Below are 17,271 nucleotides of genomic sequence, written 5' to 3' on the forward strand. Positions count from 1 at the left end.
CCGACACCCGGGCCCGGCCCGCCGGCCCACGCCCCCACCGTCCCTTCCCCGCGGTCCGGCCGCGCCCGCTTCGCCTCCGAGGAATGATCCGATGAACCCCGTTTCCGCCACCGTCCCCCTCTCCCCCGGCCAGCAGTCGCTGTGGCTCGACGAATCGCTGCGCGGCGAGTCCGCCGTCTACAACGTCCCCGTCGCCTACGAGATCCACGGCGCCCTGGACACCGACGCCCTCGCCCGTTCCCTGAGCGCGCTCGTGGCCCGCCACCCGACGCTGCGCAGCCGCGTCCGGGTGAGCGAGGGCCGGCCCGAGCTGGTCACCGCCGGGGCGTCCGCGGTGCCGTTGGAGGTGCGGGACCTGCGGGACCGGCCCGACCGGGAGGTGGAGGCCGCCGCGCGGGAGTTCGCCGCCGAGCCGCTGTCGCTGTCCGCGCTCCCGCTGCTGCGGGCCCGGCTGCTCCGTACCGGCGACCGGGCGTCGCTGCTCGTCCTGGTCGTCCACCACGGTTGCTTCGACAGTTGGTCGTCCGAGGTGCTGCGCGGGGAGCTGACCGCGGGCTACGAGGCCGCCCTGGCCGGCGCACCGCTGCCCGAGGGGGAGCTGCCGGCCCACGCCGAGCAGCACCGGATCGCCCTCGCCGAGGCGGCGGCCGACCACGAGGAGGAACTGGCCTACTGGGCACAGCGGTTGGCGGGGGCGCCCGGGGAGAGCACCTGGCCGCACGAGCTGTCCCGCCCCGAGGTCGCCACCCAGCGGGGTGCGACGATCGGCTTCGAGATCCCGGGCGAACTGGGCTCCGCCCTGCGCACGGTGGCCCGCAGGCAGCGCACGACGCCCTTCGCCCTCTTCACCGCCGCCGTCCAACTGCTCCTGGCCCGGGTCTCGCAGGAGCCCGCGCACGACGACGGCACCGTCGACGTGGCGATCGGGACCCCGGTGGCCCGGAGGGAGAGCGCGGCGGCCGAGGAGCTGATCGGCTATCTGGCCAACACGGTGGTGCTGAGGCGCCGGATCTCGCCGGAGGAGTCCTTCGCCGCACTGGTCGCCCGCACCGGCAAGGAGCTGCGCGCCGACCTGGCCCGCTCGGCCCTGCCCTTCCCGGCCGTGGTCAAGGCGCTGGCGCCGGGGCGCGATCCGGCCCGTTCGCCCTTCTTCCAGGTGATGCTGGTGGTGGAGGACGCGCCCGAGGCGGAACTGCTCCTGGGCGCGGCGACCGGCCGCGCCGTGCCCCTGCACTCGGGCACCGCCAAGTTCGACCTGACCCTGACCCTGGTACCGGACGCGGCGGACGGCTACCGCGGCACGCTGGAGTACTCCACCGACGTCTACGGCCCGGCCGCAGCCGGGGAGTTCACCCGGGCGCTGCTCACCCTGCTGCGCGGCGGCGCGGCGGACCCGCTCGCCCCGGTGGGCGGGCTCGCGCTGACCCGGCCCGCGCCGCGGGAGGACCGTACGGACGAAGCCGGGAGCGGGGCCGTACGGCAGGCTCCGGCGCACGAGCTGTTCGACCGGACCGCCGAGCGGATCCCGCAGGCTCCCGCGCTGCGCTGGGACGGCGGCGAGCTGAGCTACGCCCGGCTGCGGCTGGCCGCGGACCGGCTGGCCCGCCGGCTCGGTTCCCACCGGGCGGTGGCCCTGTCCGCGCACCGTTCGCCCCAGCTGGCCGTCGCCCTGCTGGCGGTCCTCAAGAGCGGCGCCGGCTACGTGCCGCTGGATCCGGCCTACCCGAGCGAGCGCCTGGACTACATGCTCGCGGACAGCGGGGCCGAGCTCCTGCTGGTGCACTCCGACGTGGCCGGGACGATCACGGTGCCCGAGGGCGTGCACGTCCTGCTGCTGGACGACGTCCTAGACGGGCTCGACGACCTCGACGAGGACCTCGACAGCGGGGTCCCCACCGAGGTCCACGCGGGAGTCCGCGACGGGCTCGACGCGAGCGCCCCGGACGACGGCCTCGGCTACGTCATCTACACCTCGGGCTCCACCGGGCTGCCCAAGGGGGTCGAGATGCCGCACGGGCCCCTCGCCAACCTGATCGACTGGCAGGTGCGCCGTTCGGGCTCCGGGCCGGGCTGGAACACCCTCCAGTTCGCCGCGTTCAGCTTCGACGTGGCCTTCCAGGAGCACTTCTCCACCTGGGCGAGCGGCGGCACGCTGGTCCTGGTCGACGAGGCGGTGCGCCGCGACCCGGCGCGTCTGCTGGGCTACCTCGACGCCCAGCGCGTGCACCGGGTCTTCGCCCCCTTCGTCGCGCTCCAGCAACTGGCCGACGCGGCGGCCGAGACCGGGATCCACCCGGAGTCGCTGCGCGAGGTCGTCACCGCGGGAGAGCAGCTCCAGGTGACGGACGCGCTGCGCGCCTTCTTCACCCGGGTGCCCGCCTCTCTGGAGAACCAGTACGGGCCCTCGGAGACCCATGTGGTGACGGCGGAGCGCCTGACCGGCACCCCGGACACCTGGCCCGACCTGCCCCCCATCGGCGTGGCCGTGGACCGCACCCGGGTGGTGGTCCTCGACGACCGGCAGCAGCCGCTGCCGGCGGGCGTGCCCGGGGAGATCTGCGTGTCCGGAGCGGCCCTGGCCGACGGCTACCGGGGCAAGCCGGAGCTGACGCGGGAGCGGTTCGTGGTCCGGGACGGTCTGCGCCTGTACCGCACCGGCGACTTCGGCCGGACCCTGCCGGACGGGCGCGTCCAGTGCCTGGGCCGCCGCGACGGCCAGGTCAAGATCCGTGGCTACCGGATGGAGCTGGGGGAGATCGAGGCGCAGGTGCGCCGCCAGGACGGGCTGGTCGACGCGGTGGTCGTGGTGGACGACTCCCCCGGCCGGGCCAAGCGGCTCATCGCGCACTGCCTGCCCGCCCCGGGCGCCGACTGGTCCCCGCAGCGGCTGCGCCGGGCCCTGGGCGCGGTGCTGCCGGACCACATGCTGCCGTCGGCGTACGTCCGGGTCGACGGGTTCCCGCTGACACCGAGCGGCAAGGTCGACCGCAAGGCGCTGGCCGCCCGCCCGCTGCCCGGGGCGGCGACCGCGGCGGCCGGCGCGGGGGCCCGTGACGGGGTCGAGTTCGAGATGTGCGACCTGTGGGCGAAGGCCCTGGGCCGGGCCTCGGTGGGCATCGACGAGGACTTCTTCGACCTGGGCGGCGACTCCCTCACGGCGGTCCGTCTGATGGCCTCGGTGCGGGCTCACTTCGGATCGCCCCTGGAACTCAACGAGTTGTTCCGCGCGCCCACCGTGGCGGCGCTCGCCCGCCGGGTCCGTGACGGCTCCGACGCCGAGCCCGCCGGTCCGCTGGTGCGGCTCCAGGCGGGGGACGGGACGGCTCCGCTGTACCTGTTCCCGCCGCTGGCCGGCACCGTGGTGCGGTACGCTCCCGTCGCGCGTGCCCTCGGCGCCGGACGGACGGTGTACGGGTTGCAGTCGCCGGGCATGCAGCCGGGCGAAGAGGCCTGTTCCACCCTCGCGGACATGGCCCGCGTCTACATCGAGCACATGCGCAAGGTCCACCCGGGCGGCCCCTGGCACCTGGGCGGCTACTCGATGGGCGGGGTGATCGCCTTCGAGGCGGCCCGGCAGCTGAAGGCGGCCGGCGAGGAGATCGGGCTCGTCGCCCTGCTGGACACCAACCCGCGGATGGACCTGGACCCGACCGAGGACTACGCGACCCGGATCCTCGTCACGATGGGGCTCAAGCTCGACCTGGACCTCGTCGCGCTCGGGGAACTGCCCGAGCCGGAGCGGATCCGGCTGTTGCTGGAGCGCGGCATCGCCTCCGGGGCCCTGCCCGCGGACTACGACGAGGACCGGCTGCGGCGGATGCTGGAGGCGTACCGGCACAACGGCGACGCCCTGGAACGGCACGTCATCGAGCCCTTCGACGGGGACGTGGTGCTCTTCCGGGCCGAGGACCGCAGCGCGGACGTGGTCGAGGAGCCCTACGACCTCGGTTGGGACGCACGGTGCGGCGGCCGGCTGACCGTCCGGGACACACCGGGCACCCACTTCACGATGCTGGACGCGGGCGGTCCGCTGGAGACCCTGTGCGTCCTGGTCAACGCCGAGCTGGACGGCGGCCGATGAGCGCCGCGACCGACCCCGACACCGGTACGGGGACGGTGTCCCCCGCCGCGCCTGCGGTCGAGGAGGTCGCGGGATCCGGGAACGGTCTGCGGGCGCCGCTGCGCAGACGCCGGTTCCGGCTGCTGTACGCGGGCCAGTGCCTCTCCCGTACCGGCGACCTCGTCTTCCAGGTCTCCCTGGCCGGGTACGCCATCACCTCGGGCAGTCCGGCGCTGCTGGCCTACACCCTGTTCGGGCAGGCCACGGGCACGGTACTGATGCTGCTGGTGGGCGGCGCCCTCGCGGACCGCTTCGGCGCCCGCAAGGTGATGCTCTGGGCCGACCTGGCCCGGGTCCTGGCCACCGCCGGGGTGGCCGCCCAGGTGGCGGCGGGCGGGCGGAGCGTGTGGGCGATCGCCGCGTGCGGGCTGCTGCTGGGCATGGGCGACGGGGCGTTCGAGCCCGCCTTCACCCTCGCCTTCACCGAGTTGCTGCCCAAGGCGGAGCTGCTCGCCGCGAACTCGCTCCAGGCGATCGCCCTGCGGACGGCGGGCATCGCGGGGGCGGCGCTCGGCGGGGTGCTGTTGGCCACGGTCGGCGCCACCGTCTCGCTGGGCCTGGGCACGGCGGGGTTCGCCCTGGCGCTGGCTCTGGTGTTGCTCGCCGGGGCCTGGCCGGTGGCCCACCGCGCCGCGTCGGGCGACGGCCTGTTCAAGGAGGCCACCGGGGGGATCCGGTACGTCTTCGCCCACCCCTGGCTGTGGGTGTCCATCGCCAGCTTCGGCGTGAGCGTGGCGCTGGTGGTCGCCCCGGCGAAGGCCCTGCTGCCGTTGGCCTCGGCCGACGTGCTGGGCGGCGGCGCGAGCACCTACAGCCTGCTGGTCGGCAGTCAGGCCGCCGGCGCCCTGGTGGGCGGCCTGCTGGTGGGCCGGCTGCGGCGGATCCCGCCGGGCCTGCTGATCTTCGGCGGGATGGCCGTGGTCTGCGGCGGCTTCGTCGTGCTGGGGCTGTCCGGGTCGGTCCTCGCCTCCGTGGCGGTGGCCACCGTGGTGGGAGCCGTGTTGTCGGCCGCGACCGTGGCCTGGGCCGCCACCCTGCAGAGCCGGGTGCCCGGCGAGCTGATCGGCCGGGTCTCCAGTGTCGACTGGCTGATCTCGCTCGGCGTGTCCCCGCTGGCCCTGGTGGCGGTGCCGCAGTTGCTGGCGTACGGGTCCCCCGCGACCGTCCTGGTCACCGCCGCGGCGATCGCCCTGGTGGTCAGCGCGGCGACACCGCTGGTCCCGGCGGTGCGGCGGCTGGCCTGGCCCGCCGCCCGCGCCGCCTGAGCCCGGAGCCGGGCCCGCCCGCTCCCCCGCCCACCTCGCTCCCCCGCTCGATTTCGTTCACGTACGCATCCACATCTTTCCCGGAGGAATCCATGGACGACCGCATGCTGTTCACCGACGCGCCCGCCGTGCCCGCGGCCGACGAGACCGAGGCGGCCGTGGTCCGGCTGTGGCAGGAGGCGCTCCAGGTCCGTCCGGTCGGCCGCGAGGACAACTTCTTCGAGCTGGGCGGCACTTCGATGCTCGCCGTGCGGATCTGCGCCGGGGTGGAACGGTTCACCGGCACCCGGCCCTCCGTCCACGACCTGTTCGACACCGACACGCTGGCCGAGTTCGCGGCGCGCGTCGGCTCCCCGGCGCTCGCCCCGAGCCTGGTGCCGGCCGCGTGATGGCCCGGGTGCTGATGGTGGACCCGATCCACCCCGACGCGCTCCGTGACCTACGCCTGCGCCACCAGGTGGCCCTGCACCCCAAGCCGACGCCCGCACGCCTGGTCTCGCTCGTGCGGACCGCGGACGCGCTGGTGCTGCGGGCCGGGGTGCGGGTGACGGAGGAGGTGATCGCCGCCGCGCCGAGACTGCGCACCGTGATCCGGGCGGGGGTGGGGCTGGACAACATCGACCTCACGGCCGCCGCCCGGGCCGGCGTCGAGGTGCGCAACGTGCCCGGTGGCTCCGCGGACTCGGTGGCCGAGTTGGCGCTCGGGCTGATGCTCGCGGTGTGCCGCCGGATCGTGGTCGGGGACCGGCACACCCGCTCGACGGTGTGGCACAAGCGGGGGCTGGTGGGCAGTGAGCTGCGGGGCAAGACCCTCGGGCTGGTCGGCTTCGGCTCCATCGGGTCGCGGATCGCCTCGCTGGCCCAGGGGTTCGGCATGGAGGTGGTCGTGGCGGTGGCCCGGCCGGGCGGCGATCGGGCCCGGCAGCTCGCGGAGCGCGGGATCCGGCTGGCGCCACTGGAGGAGTTGCTGCCCGCCGCCGACGTGGTGTGCCTGTCGGTTCCGCTGACGGCGGCCACCCGGGGGCTGATCGGCCGGCGCGAACTCGCCCTGATGAAAGCGGACTCCTACCTGGTGAACGTGGCCCGGGGCGGGACGGTCGACGAAGCGGCCCTGCTGGAGGCCCTGCGGTCCGGGGCCCTCGCGGGCGCCGCGACCGATGTGCTCGCCCGCGAGGGCGTCCCGACCGAACTGGCCTCGCTGGACAACGTGGTGCTCACCCCGCACATCGGGGCGCTCACCGCGGAGGCCCAGCGGCGGATCGGGGAGCGGGTGGTGGAGCTGTTGGACGCGGCGCTGCTGCCGCGGGAGCGACTGCGCCTCTCGGCTTGAGGCCTCGACCGAATGGAATTCCACGATATGGAATTCCATCATGCGGAAATACTTATCCGAAAGAGACCCCCTGAGGTAGCCTTGCGGCTGAATTCTCAGACGTACCAGGGGGAGAACGCATCGTGAGTCTGATGAGTCTGGGGCTGAGTCGAGACGAGGAGTCGGTCTACCGGCATTTCCTTCGCACTCCGCACTTTCGTCCCGAATCGGTGGAACAGAAATTGGGAATGAGCCGGGAGGAAGCGGACTCCGCGCTGCTGAGCCTGTCGCGGCACAAGCTGGTCCGCGACACGGGCGAAGGGCAATGGGTCGCCATCGATCCCGCCCTCGGCGTGGAGCGACTGATCGAGCAGCGTCTCGGCGAACTCAACGAGCAGCTGAGGCTGGTGTCTTCGGCGCGCTCGATGATTCCCGAGTTGATGGAGGACATCCGCGCCGCCGAGCCCCGGGAGGGCCCGACGGGCGGGATCGAGCGCATCGACGGGCTGGGGGAGATCCGCGCCCGTCTCGATGACCTCGCCTTCTACGCCCGCGAGGAAATGTGCGCGCTTCAGCCCGACGGTCCGCTCACGCCCGCCTTCATGGAGGCCGCACGTCCCCTCGATCTCCGATGTATCAGGCGCGGAATCACCATGAGGACGGTGGTTCTGCGCACAGCCCTCGAAGATCCCGCCACCCGCGCCTATCTGTACGAAATGGCCGAGCTGGGCGCGGAATTCCGTACGGTCGAGAAGGTCATGGACCGGATGGTCATCTACGACGGCGCCACGGCCGTCGTACCCCTCGACCCCTCCGACAGCGCGCGCGGGGCGCTGCTGGTCCGCCAGAGCGGACTCCTCTCCAACATGGTCGCCCTCTTCGAGAAGGTGTGGACCTCGGCGGAACCCCTCCCCGGCAGGAGCGAGGACGCGACCGAGGCGGCCATCACCGGGATGGACCGCGAGGTGTTGACGCTCCTGGCCCGGTTCGACAAGGACGAGGTCGCCGCCCGCGAGATGGGGATCTCCATCCGCACCTTCCGTCGGCACGTCGCCGACCTGCTGCTGCGCCTGGGCGCCTCGAACCGCTTCCAGGCTGCGATGCTCGCCAAGGACCGCGGCTGGATGTAGCCGCTGCCACCGCATGACGAAAAGGGCCTGTCCACTGCGTTCAGTGGATCAGGCCCTGCCGTGCGCGCCGCCCCCGCCGCCGGCTCATTCGACCTCGCGGCAGGTCAAGAACTCCCAGCCGTTCAGGGCGGGATCGCTCAGGGCGCGCCGCGCCTGCGCGCAGGCGCGCGTCACCGGCACCTCCCGCTCCCGCGAGATCCGCAGGACGATCGAGAGACCGTCGTCGGCCAAACCGTGGAACTCCGTCCGCCACGCGGCGGGCAGCAGCGCGAGCCAACGCACCGCGCTCAACGCCGCGGCCTCGGCGACGGCCTCCGAACCGGCCCGTGCCACCAACTCGATCTGCCGGCTGCCCACGGACACGCGGTGGTCCAGGCCGGCGGTCACTGCCACCCGTTCTCGGGCTTGTCGAGGGGGGCCGCCGCCTGCCAACCGTTGTCCGCGAGGACCACCGTGGTCGGCGCCGTCTGCCAACCGTTGTCGGTCTTCGCCACGGACGGGCCGGCCGTCCCGCCGCCGAGCGTCACGCCGAGCGCGAGGGCCGTACAGAGGCCGATCAGGGCCGAGGCGGTCTTGGCGCGGTGGGTGAGCTGGGCGTTCATGGTGTCCTCCGAAGTGGCGGTCGTGCTGGTGACAGGTAGAAATCTGTCATCCGGACGACCCCGCACCAATGGCCGGCGCCGCCAGCAAACTGCCGTCGGCCCGGCAGTTTGTTGCCACGGGCCGCGCACGGGGGCGCGGCCGGGGCCACGAACCCGGCAAGATCCGAAAGAGACGGCCTAAGGCTCGATCAGGCCCACGCGGATCGCGTAGCGGGTCAGCTCCAGCCGGTCGCGCATGCCCAGCTTCCGGAGCAGGTTCGAGCGGTGGCGTTCGACGGTCTTGGCGCTGATGACGAGGATGTCCGCGATCTCCTTCGAGGAGTGGCCCTCGGCGACGAGCTTGAGGATCTCCTCCTCGCGGTCGGTGATCGTCCGGGCGGGCAGCGGTTCGCCGCGGCGGATCCGGTCGAGGTGGTTGCGGATGAGAGTGGTCTCGGCGCCGGGGTAGATGAACGGTTCGTCGCGGATCGCGGCCCGGCAGGCTTCGACCAGATCGCGGTCGGCGACGGACTTGGGGACGTAGCCGGCGGCCCCGGCCCTGAGGGCCTCGAAGAAGTACTGCTCGTTGTCGTACATGGTCAGGATGAGGATGCGCAGGCCCGGTCGCAGGCGCGACAGTTCGCGGGCGGCCTGGAGTCCGGTCATGCGGGGCATGGCCACGTCCAGGACGGCGAGGTCGACCTCCGTCGTACGGGCCAGGGCGACGGCCTCGGCGCCGTCCCCGGCCTCGGCGACCACCCTCAGGTCGGGTTCGGCGTCGAGGATGAGCCTGACCCCGCGCCGTACGAGTGCGTGGTCGTCGGCGAGCAGGACGCGGGTGGGCGCCCGTCCGGATGTGGTCACCGCCGCCCCCTTCCCTCGGGGGCGGTGGCCGGTACGTCCAGCCGTACGTCGGTACCGCCCCGCGGGGCGGGTTCGAGGGTGAGGGCGGCCCCGATCAGCAGGGCCCGTTCGCGCATGCCCTGGATGCCGGCGCCCTCGACGGCCCGGCCGGGACCCCGGCCGTCGTCGCGCACCAGCAACCGGATCCCGCCGCCGGGCCGGCGGGTCAGGCGCACTTCCACCGCGCTCGCCCCGGCATGGCGGGCGGCATTGGTCAGGGCCTCCTGGGCGACCCGGTACAGCACCAGTTCCGCGGCCTCGTCCAGGGCGGGCAGGCCCGGCTCGATGGAGTGCCGTACCGCCAGCGACCCGGTGGTGAACTCCGCGGTCAGCGCCCGCACGGCGCTGTGCAGGCCCAGTTCCTCCAGGACTCCGGGGCGCAGCCTGCGGGCGATGCGGCGGATCTCCTCCAGGCCGCCGCGGGTGGTCTCCTGCACCTGGAGGAGTTCCTCGCGCAGGGGTTCCGGGGCGCCGCCGGCGGCGTGCTTGAGCTGGAGGAGGACCGCGGTCAGGGTCTGGCCGACCTCGTCGTGGAGTTCTCGGGCGACGCGCCGCCGTTCTGCCTCCTGCGCGGAGAGGGCGCGGGCGCTGCTGGTGGCGCGCTCCGCTTCGAGGCGGCCGACCATGGTGTTGAACGCGGTGGTCAGCTCGGCCACTTCGCCGGGCCCCTCCACCCGCGGTCTGCCGCCGGGGCGCAGCAGGTCGACCGTGCCCATCGCCCGGGTCAGCCGGCCGAGCGGAGCCAGGCCGACGCGGAGCAGGACGGCGTTGGCGATCAGCATGGCGGCCAGTCCGGCGAGCAGGACGACGGCCTCCCCGAAGAGGACGGGAGTGGAGACGGTGACGGGGCCGAAGAGCAGCAGGACGGCGGTGACGAGGACGGCCGCGTTGAGGAGGAAGATCCGCCAGTACAGCGACACCGCGCCCCTCCCTCTCCCTCGTCCCGCATCCGGCCCGACACCCGGCGCGTCCGACACCCGGCGCGCCTGACGTCCGCCGCGTCCGACACCGGCCGTGACCTGCGGCGGGACCGGTGTCCCCGGTTCACCCTGTCGACTGTACGGGGCCTTGTCCATCCGTGCCGACACCCATGTCCGGGGCCCTCGCGGACGTGGCAGCATGACCCGCGCCGGAGCCGATCCCGCCACCCGGCGACCTCGCGCCGGCGCCCCGCGCCGTTCGACGGTCCACGCACGAGCAAGGAGGGAAAGGCTGTGCCCGCTCCACGGATGAGCACCACACCGCTGCCCGGTATCGGTGTCCAGTACGACCTCACCACGCGGGAGCACCGGCACCTGTCGGTGATCGCGCACCGGGACGGCACCCGGACGGTGAACGTCTACCGCGCCGACGATCCCGACGCCTGCGCCCGCTCCCTGCACCTGAGCGGCGCGGAGGCCGCCTCGCTCATCGACGCGCTGATGCCCGCGCACCACAGTCCGAACGTGCTCCACACGACGGACCTCGGGCTGGTCGCCGAACGGATCGTGCTGTCGGCGCACTCCCACTGGAACGGTCGCCTGTTGGGCGAGACCCGGATGCGGACCGAGACCGGCGTCTCGATCGTGGCCGTGCTGCGCCGCGCCGAGGCCCGGCCCTCCCCCGCGCCCGATTTCCGGCTGGCCGGCGGTGACACGCTCATCGTGATCGGGACCCGCGAGGGCGTCGACGCGGCGGCCTCGATACTCGGAAGGGAGTGAGGCGGCCCGTGCACTCCGCTGTCTTCCTGATCGAGTTCGGCGCGATCATCCTCGGCCTGGGCCTGTTGGGGCGACTGGCCGGCCGCTTCCACTTCTCCCCCATCCCGCTCTACCTGCTGGCCGGTCTCGCCTTCGGCACCGGCGGTCTGCTGCCGATGGGCGCGAGCGAGGAGTTCGTCGCGATCGGCGCCGAGATCGGCGTCATCCTGCTCCTGCTGATGCTGGGCCTGGAGTACACGGCGAGCGACCTGGTCTCCAATCTGAAGACCCAGTACCCGGCCGGTCTCGTCGACTTCGCCCTGAACGCCGTGCCGGGCGCGGTGGCGGCGCTGTTGATGGGCTGGGGGCCGGTGGCCGCCGTGGTCCTGGCGGGCGTCACCTGGATCTCGTCCTCCGGGGTCATCGCCAAGGTCATGGGGGACCTGGGCCGGGTCGGCAACCGCGAGACACCGGTCATCCTGAGCGTCCTGGTTCTGGAGGACCTGGCGATGGCCGTCTACCTGCCCATCGTCACCGCGCTGTTGGCCGGGGTCGGTCTCGCTGCGGGCAGCCTCACCCTGGCGATCGCGCTGGGCGTGGCGGGCGCGGTGCTGTTCGTCGCCGTCCGCTACGGGCGGCTGATCTCGCGGTTCGTCTCCAGCGACGACCCGGAGAAGCTGCTGCTGGTGGTGCTGGGGCTGACGCTCCTCGTCGCGGGCATCGCCCAGCAGCTCCAGGTCTCGGCGGCCGTCGGCGCGTTCCTCGTCGGGATCGCCCTGTCCGGCGAGGTGGCCGAGGGCACGCACACCCTGCTCAGTCCGCTGCGCGACCTCTTCGCCGCGGTGTTCTTCGTCTTCTTCGGCCTGCACACCGATCCGGCCAGCATTCCGCCCGTCCTGGTGCCCGCGCTGGCGCTCGCCCTGGTGACGGCGGGCACGAAGATCGCCACCGGGTACTGGGCGGCGCGGCGGGCCGGGATCGGCGTCAACGGCCGGTGGCGGGCCGGGGGGACCCTCGTCGCCCGCGGCGAGTTCTCCATCGTCATCGCGGGTCTGGCCGTCACGGCGGGCATCGAGCCCGCGTTGGGGCCGCTGGCCACCGCGTACGTGCTCATCCTGGTGGTGATCGGACCGCTCACCGCCCGCTACACCCAGCCGGTGGCGGCCTGGTGCGCCGCCCGGCGCGCGCCGGCCGAGCCCGTACGGGCCGCCGTACCCCCGCCGACGAACGCCCCCGAGCCCACCGGGACGGCCCCCGAACAGGACCCGGCCGGCCGGACTTGAGGGGCCCGGGACAACGCACCGGGCCGCGACGCGTGGTGACGCGCCGCGGCCCGGGATCGTGAGGCGGGACCGTCGGATCAGTCGGTGCCGGACTCGATCGCGGCGTGGTCCAGGGCGTTGGAGTCCACCGGTACGGACTCCGCACCGCCGCCGATCGCGGCGATGGTCTCGGCGCCGCCCGGGGGCAGTTCGCCGATGACGCTGCTCCAGGCGGCGAGGCGGCCACCGGCGGCGTACTGCTCCAGCTTGCTGCGCGAGTCGGCGATGTCGAGGTTGCGCATGGTCAGCTGGCCGATGCGGTCGTCCGGGACGAACGCCTGGTCCTGGCTGCGCTCCATCGACAGCTTCTCGGGGTGGTAGCTGAGGTAGGGGCCGGTGGTGTCCACGACCGAGTAGTCGGCGCCGCGCCGCAGGCGGACGGTGACGCTGCCGGTGACCGGGTAGCCCACCCAGCGCTGGAGGCTCTCGCGGAGCATCAGCGCCTGCGGGTCGAACCAGCGGCCCTCGTAGAGGAGCCGGCCCAGGCGGCGGCCCTCCACGTGGTACTGCGCGATGGTGTCCTCGTTGTGGATGGCGTTGAGCAGCCGCTCGTAGGCGATGTGCAGGAGCGCCATGCCCGGAGCCTCGTAGACACCGCGGCTCTTGGCCTCGATGATGCGGTTCTCGATCTGGTCGGACATGCCGAGGCCGTGCCGGCCGCCGATGGCGTTGGCCTCGCGGACCAGGTCGACCGCGGAGTCGAAGGAACGCCCGTTGACGCGTACGGGGCGGCCCTGCTCGAACTCGACGGTGACGTCCTCCGTCGCGATCTCGACCTCGGGGTCCCAGTAGCGGACGCCCATGATCGGGGAGACGATCTCCAGCGAGGTGTCGAGGTACTCCAGGCGCTTGGCCTCGTGGGTGGCGCCCCAGATGTTGGCGTCGGTGGAGTACGCCTTCTCCGCCGAGTCGCGGTACGGCAGGTCGCGCTCCGACAGCCACACGGACATCTCGTGGCGTCCGCCCAGCTCGGCCACGAAGGACTGGTCGAGCCACGGCTTGTAGATGCGCAGGCTCGGGTTGGCGAGCAGACCGTAGCGGTAGAACCGCTCGATGTCGTTGCCCTTGTAGGTGGAGCCGTCGCCCCAGATGGAGACCTCGTCCTCGCGCATCGCGCGGACCAGCAGGGTGCCGGTCACGGCGCGGCCGAGGGGGGTGGTGTTGAAGTACGTCTGCGCGGCCGACCGGATGTGGAAGGCGCCGCAGGCCAGGGCCGCGAGGCCCTCCTCGACCAAGGCCTCCCGGCAGTCGACGAGGCGCGCGCGCTCGGCGCCGTACGCGAGACCGCGTTCGGGTACGTCGGCCAGGTTCGGCTCGTCGTACTGACCGATGTCTGCTGTATAGGCATACGGGATGGCCCCGCGCTCACGCATCCACGCGACCGCGACAGATGTGTCCAAACCGCCCGAAAAGGCGATACCGATGCGCTCACCGACTGGAAGCTTATTCAAGACCTTCGACATGCATGCATTCTAGACCCCTCCTCCACGGGCCGAGAATTCGGCCATGCGAACGAGCCGTACGGGGCTCTTGGGTCTCACCGAATCTCCACCGCGTCTCACCGGGAAACGGCCCGCCCCGCCCCCCGGGAGGGGAGCGGGGCGGGCCGCCCGTCAGGCGCCGAGGACGCCGGCCGCCACCGAGGCCGGCACCGGGGCCAGACCCGCGGGCCGGGTGGTGAAGGTGCCCCGGCCCTGGGTGCGGCCGCGCAGGCGCGACGCGTACCCGAACAGCCCGGCCAGCGGCACCGTCGCCGTGACGACGGCGACGCCGGCCTCGGAGGTGGAGCCCGAAACCCGGCCCCGGCGGGCCGCGAGGTCGCCCAGCACACCGCCGACGCCGTCCTCCGGGACGGTCACCGTGATCTCCGCGACGGGCTCCAGCAGCTCCATCGCACAGGCGCGCAGGGCCTCGCGCAGGGCGAACCGCCCCGCCGCCCGGAACGCGAGCTCCGAGGAGTCCTTGGAGTGGGTCGCCCCGTCCCTCAGGACCACCCTGAGGCCCGTGACCGGATGGCCGCCGAGGGGGCCCTCGGCGAGGGCGTCACGGCAGCCGGCCTCCACGGCGCGCGCGTACTCGGCGGGCACCCGGCCGCCGACGACCGCCGAGCGGAACGCGAACCCCTCCCCCTGCGTCGGCTCCACGTCGATGACCACGTGCGCGAACTGCCCCGCCCCGCCGTCCTGTTTGACGTGGCGGTAGACCAGGCCGGACACCCCGCGCACCACGGTCTCCCGGTAGGAGACCTGCGGGCGGCCGACGACGACCTCGATCCCGTGGGCACGGCGGACCTTCTCCACCGCCACCTCCAGGTGGAGTTCGCCCAGCCCCGACAGCACGGTCTGACCGGTCTCCGCGTCCGTCCGCACCACCAGCGAGGGGTCCTCCTCGGCGAGGCGGGCCAGCGCGGACGCCAGCCGACCCGTGTCCGTGCTCCGCCCCGCCTCGACCGCCACCGACACCACGGGCGCCGCCACCGACGGCGGCTCCAGGAGCAGCGGAGCCGTCGGCGCGCACAGGGTCGTGCCCGGCCGGGCCGCCTTGGGCCCGATCACGGCGACGATGTCACCGGCCACCGCCTCCTCCCGTTCCTCGTGCCGGTCGGCCTGGACCCGCAGGATCCGACCGACGCGCTCCGTCCTGCCCGTACCGGCGTCCAGGACGGTGTCGCCCTTGCGCAGGGTGCCCGCGTAGATCCGCAGGAAGGTGAGCCGTCCGGTCGCGGTCGCCGTCACCTTGAAGGCGAGCGCGGTGAACGGCGCCGCCGGGTCGCGCGGGCGCTCCCGCTCGCCGCCGTCCGCCTCCGTGCCGCGTACGGGCGGCATGTCGGCGGGCGAGGGCAGGTAGGCCACGACCGCGTCGAGCAGCGGTTCGATCCCCCGGTTGCGGTACGCGGAACCGCACAGCACCACGACCGCGTCCCGGGCGAGGGTCAGCTCGCGCAGGGCCCTGACCAGCGTCTCCTCGGTCAGGGCGGAGGTGGCGCAGAACTCCTCCAGGGCTTCGGGGTGGAGTTCGGCGACGGCCTCCTCCAGCAGCCGGCGGCGCCGGAGCGCCTCGGCGAGCAGCGGTTCGGGAACGGGCACCGTCTCGTGGGTCCCGCCCGCCGCGCCGCCACCCGCGCCCCACAGGAGGGCGCGCATGCGCAGCAGGTCGACGACGCCGGTGAAGGCGTCCTCCCGTCCGATCGGCAGCTGGACGACCAGCGGGACGACCCCGAGGCGGGTTCGGATGGAGGCGACGGCCGTGTCGAGGTCGGCGCCCGCCCGGTCGAGCTTGTTGACGAACGCGAGGCGCGGGACGCCGTGCCGGTCGGCCTGGCGCCAGACGGTCTCGCTCTGCGGTTCCACTCCGGCGACGGCGTCGAACACCGCGACGGCCCCGTCGAGCACGCGCAGGGAGCGCTCGACCTCGTCGGAGAAGTCGACGTGGCCCGGCGTGTCGATGAGATTGACGCGGTGGCCGTCCCAGGAGCAACTGACGGCCGCGGCGAAGATGGTGATGCCCCGGTCGCGTTCCTGGGTGTCGAAGTCGGTGACGGTGGTGCCCTGGTGGACCTCGCCGCGTTTGTGGATGGTGCCGGTCGCGAACAGGATCCGCTCGGTGATGGTGGTCTTGCCCGCGTCGACGTGGGCGAGGATGCCGAGGTTGCGCACGGTCGCGCCGGCGGCCGTGGTCGCGGAACGGACGTGCTGCTGCTGGTTGGTGCGCATGGCCCGAGGCCTTTCGGTGGAGCTGAAGAGGGCTGCGCGATTCCCTGACGCGGGAGTTCCCCCCGATCCGCGCCGCCCTCGACGGGCGGGTGGCGGGAGATGGGCGGGGGTGGAAAGGCCGACCCGGGGGTGTGCCCCGGGGTGGGCTCAGAGGTGCGTCGCGGGCATACGGCGCCGGCCGCGCGGCCGGGACCGTACGGTGCGAGACACCGGGATCACGTCGTAACGGGACGGGGGAACGAAGGCGGCGGTGCGGTGCGCGCACGTACGCATGGCCTGGTTCCCCTTCTCTTCGCTCGGCTTCGGTGGACGCGGCGCCGGCGTGACCGGCGGCGCGTCAGCCCGAGTGTAGGGGCGTGTCCGTGACGGGGTCATCCGGTTTTCCCGGGGCCCCCGAGCGCGGTCAGACCAGCAGGCGTGCGCGCAGGCGGGCCGTGGTGTCCGGGGTGATCCCGACCGGGCCGGCGAGGTACGCGGACGGGGATCCGTAGCGGGTGGTGAGGTCGGCGAGGACCAGGGCCATGACGGTGGCGGGCGCTCTGCCGTAGGAGGGCCAGCGCATGACGCGACCGGGGTGGGCGGCCCGCCAGTCGGCGGCGAGGCCCTCGGTGGCCAGCTCGGTGAGGGCGAAGTCGTCCAGGATCTGTTCCTCGGAGACCCCCAGGAGGGTCAGCACCAGGGCGGCGATCAGGCCGGTGCGGTCCTTGCCGGAGGTGCAGTGGAAGACGGTCGGGCCGGGACCGTCGGCGATCAGCTCGACGGCCCGACGGATCTCCTCGGTCCCGTCCTCGGCGACCTCCGCGAAGCGGTCGGCGAGGTAGCGCCAGGGGTCGGTGTCGGGGTCGATCTCCGCTTGGTCGTAAGGACGGTGCTCGATGCTGAGGTTGGCGTACGCGAACCGTTCCGGCTCCGGAATCCGGCCCTTGGCCTCGATCTCCCACGGGTAGCGCAGGTCGATGACGGTACGGATGCCCAGCGCGAGGAAGCGGTCCCAGTCGGCGCCGGTGAGCTTGCCGAGCGAGTCCGCCCGGTAGAGGGCTCCCCAGGCGAGGGTGCGGCCGTCTTCGGTGCGGTACCCGCCCAGATCACGGAAGTTGTGCAGGTGGATGAAGTCGATGTGGCGTCGGCCCTGCGCGGCGTGTGGCACCGGTGCTCTCCTGGGTCGGTCGGGGCGATCAAGGCGATCGTGGCCCAGGATGCCCCAGTCGATGTCGGGAAAGGATCAGCTCCCGCGCCGGGGAGCGGCGCG

The 17,271-nt window shown here is 73.4% G+C and carries 14 protein-coding genes; 7 read left to right on the forward strand and 7 right to left on the reverse strand.

All coding sequences use genetic code 11. The annotated features are described in order from the left end of the window. Nucleotides 1-91: 91 nt before the first annotated feature. The 5 genes from ACIOD1_RS15570 (at nt 92) to ACIOD1_RS15590 (ending at nt 7,824) form a co-directional block, all read left to right on the forward strand. Entirely contained in the window at nt 92-4,081 is a 3,990-nt protein-coding gene (locus ACIOD1_RS15570; RefSeq protein ID WP_401902680.1) for an amino acid adenylation domain-containing protein, read from the forward strand. Beyond that, complete coding sequence (locus tag ACIOD1_RS15575) at nt 4,078-5,385, forward strand: MFS transporter (protein WP_401902682.1); 1,308 nt, start codon at nt 4,078-4,080, stop codon at nt 5,383-5,385. Before ACIOD1_RS15570 ends, ACIOD1_RS15575 begins: the two co-directional genes overlap by 4 nt. A 92-nt stretch (nt 5,386-5,477) precedes the next feature. Continuing rightward, nucleotides 5,478-5,774 carry a phosphopantetheine-binding protein gene (locus ACIOD1_RS15580; protein WP_365627550.1) on the forward strand — a complete coding sequence of 99 codons (297 nt, stop codon included), beginning with the start codon at nt 5,478-5,480 and terminating at the stop codon, nt 5,772-5,774. Continuing rightward, nucleotides 5,774-6,715, forward strand: coding sequence for a hydroxyacid dehydrogenase (locus ACIOD1_RS15585; RefSeq protein ID WP_365627547.1), 942 nt, complete (start codon nt 5,774-5,776; stop codon nt 6,713-6,715). Before ACIOD1_RS15580 ends, ACIOD1_RS15585 begins: the two co-directional genes overlap by 1 nt. A 227-nt stretch (nt 6,716-6,942) precedes the next feature. Next, a complete protein-coding gene (locus tag ACIOD1_RS15590) occupies nt 6,943-7,824 on the forward strand; it encodes a helix-turn-helix transcriptional regulator (RefSeq protein ID WP_365627544.1) in 882 nt (293 codons plus the stop codon). A gap of 84 nt (nt 7,825-7,908) precedes the next feature. Here the strand turns inward: ACIOD1_RS15590 and ACIOD1_RS15595 are convergent, their stop codons facing one another. The 4 genes from ACIOD1_RS15595 to ACIOD1_RS15610 form a co-directional block, all read right to left on the reverse strand. Continuing rightward, nucleotides 7,909-8,217: a hypothetical protein gene (locus tag ACIOD1_RS15595; protein ID WP_365627541.1), complete on the reverse strand. Its 309-nt coding sequence runs from the start codon at nt 8,215-8,217 to the stop codon at nt 7,909-7,911. Next, a complete protein-coding gene (locus ACIOD1_RS15600; RefSeq protein WP_365627537.1) occupies nt 8,208-8,426 on the reverse strand; it encodes a hypothetical protein in 219 nt (72 codons plus the stop codon). The genes ACIOD1_RS15595 and ACIOD1_RS15600 overlap by 10 nt, the downstream gene beginning before the upstream one ends. 177 nt (nt 8,427-8,603) lie before the next feature. Further along, nucleotides 8,604-9,269 carry a response regulator gene (locus ACIOD1_RS15605; RefSeq protein ID WP_401902686.1) on the reverse strand — a complete coding sequence of 222 codons (666 nt, stop codon included), beginning with the start codon at nt 9,267-9,269 and terminating at the stop codon, nt 8,604-8,606. After that, nucleotides 9,266-10,228 (reverse strand): sensor histidine kinase, encoded by a 963-nt coding sequence (locus ACIOD1_RS15610; RefSeq protein WP_365627531.1) that lies wholly within the window; start codon nt 10,226-10,228, stop codon nt 9,266-9,268. The genes ACIOD1_RS15605 and ACIOD1_RS15610 overlap by 4 nt, the downstream gene beginning before the upstream one ends. Before the next feature lie 309 nt (nt 10,229-10,537). On the opposite strand from ACIOD1_RS15610, the gene ACIOD1_RS15615 reads away from it, so the two are divergent. Both ACIOD1_RS15615 and ACIOD1_RS15620 read left to right on the forward strand, forming a co-directional pair. After that, nucleotides 10,538-11,008: a TrkA C-terminal domain-containing protein gene (locus ACIOD1_RS15615; protein ID WP_365627528.1), complete on the forward strand. Its 471-nt coding sequence runs from the start codon at nt 10,538-10,540 to the stop codon at nt 11,006-11,008. A gap of 8 nt (nt 11,009-11,016) precedes the next feature. Then, complete coding sequence (locus ACIOD1_RS15620) at nt 11,017-12,270, forward strand: cation:proton antiporter (RefSeq protein ID WP_401902690.1); 1,254 nt, start codon at nt 11,017-11,019, stop codon at nt 12,268-12,270. A gap of 77 nt (nt 12,271-12,347) precedes the next feature. Here the strand turns inward: ACIOD1_RS15620 and argG are convergent, their stop codons facing one another. The 3 genes from argG to ACIOD1_RS15635 form a co-directional block, all read right to left on the reverse strand. Continuing rightward, nucleotides 12,348-13,772: an argininosuccinate synthase gene (argG, locus tag ACIOD1_RS15625; protein WP_365627522.1), complete on the reverse strand. Its 1,425-nt coding sequence runs from the start codon at nt 13,770-13,772 to the stop codon at nt 12,348-12,350. Nucleotides 13,773-13,922: 150 nt separating this feature from the next. After that, nucleotides 13,923-16,022, reverse strand: coding sequence for an elongation factor G (fusA, locus tag ACIOD1_RS15630; RefSeq protein WP_401902691.1), 2,100 nt, complete (start codon nt 16,020-16,022; stop codon nt 13,923-13,925). Between the two features lie 403 nt (nt 16,023-16,425). Beyond that, a complete protein-coding gene (locus tag ACIOD1_RS15635) occupies nt 16,426-17,169 on the reverse strand; it encodes a tyrosine-protein phosphatase (protein ID WP_365627516.1) in 744 nt (247 codons plus the stop codon). Between the last annotated feature and the right edge of the window lie 102 nt (nt 17,170-17,271).

The organism is Streptomyces sp. NPDC088097, assembly GCF_044741845.1.
GTDB lineage: Bacteria > Actinomycetota > Actinomycetes > Streptomycetales > Streptomycetaceae > Streptomyces.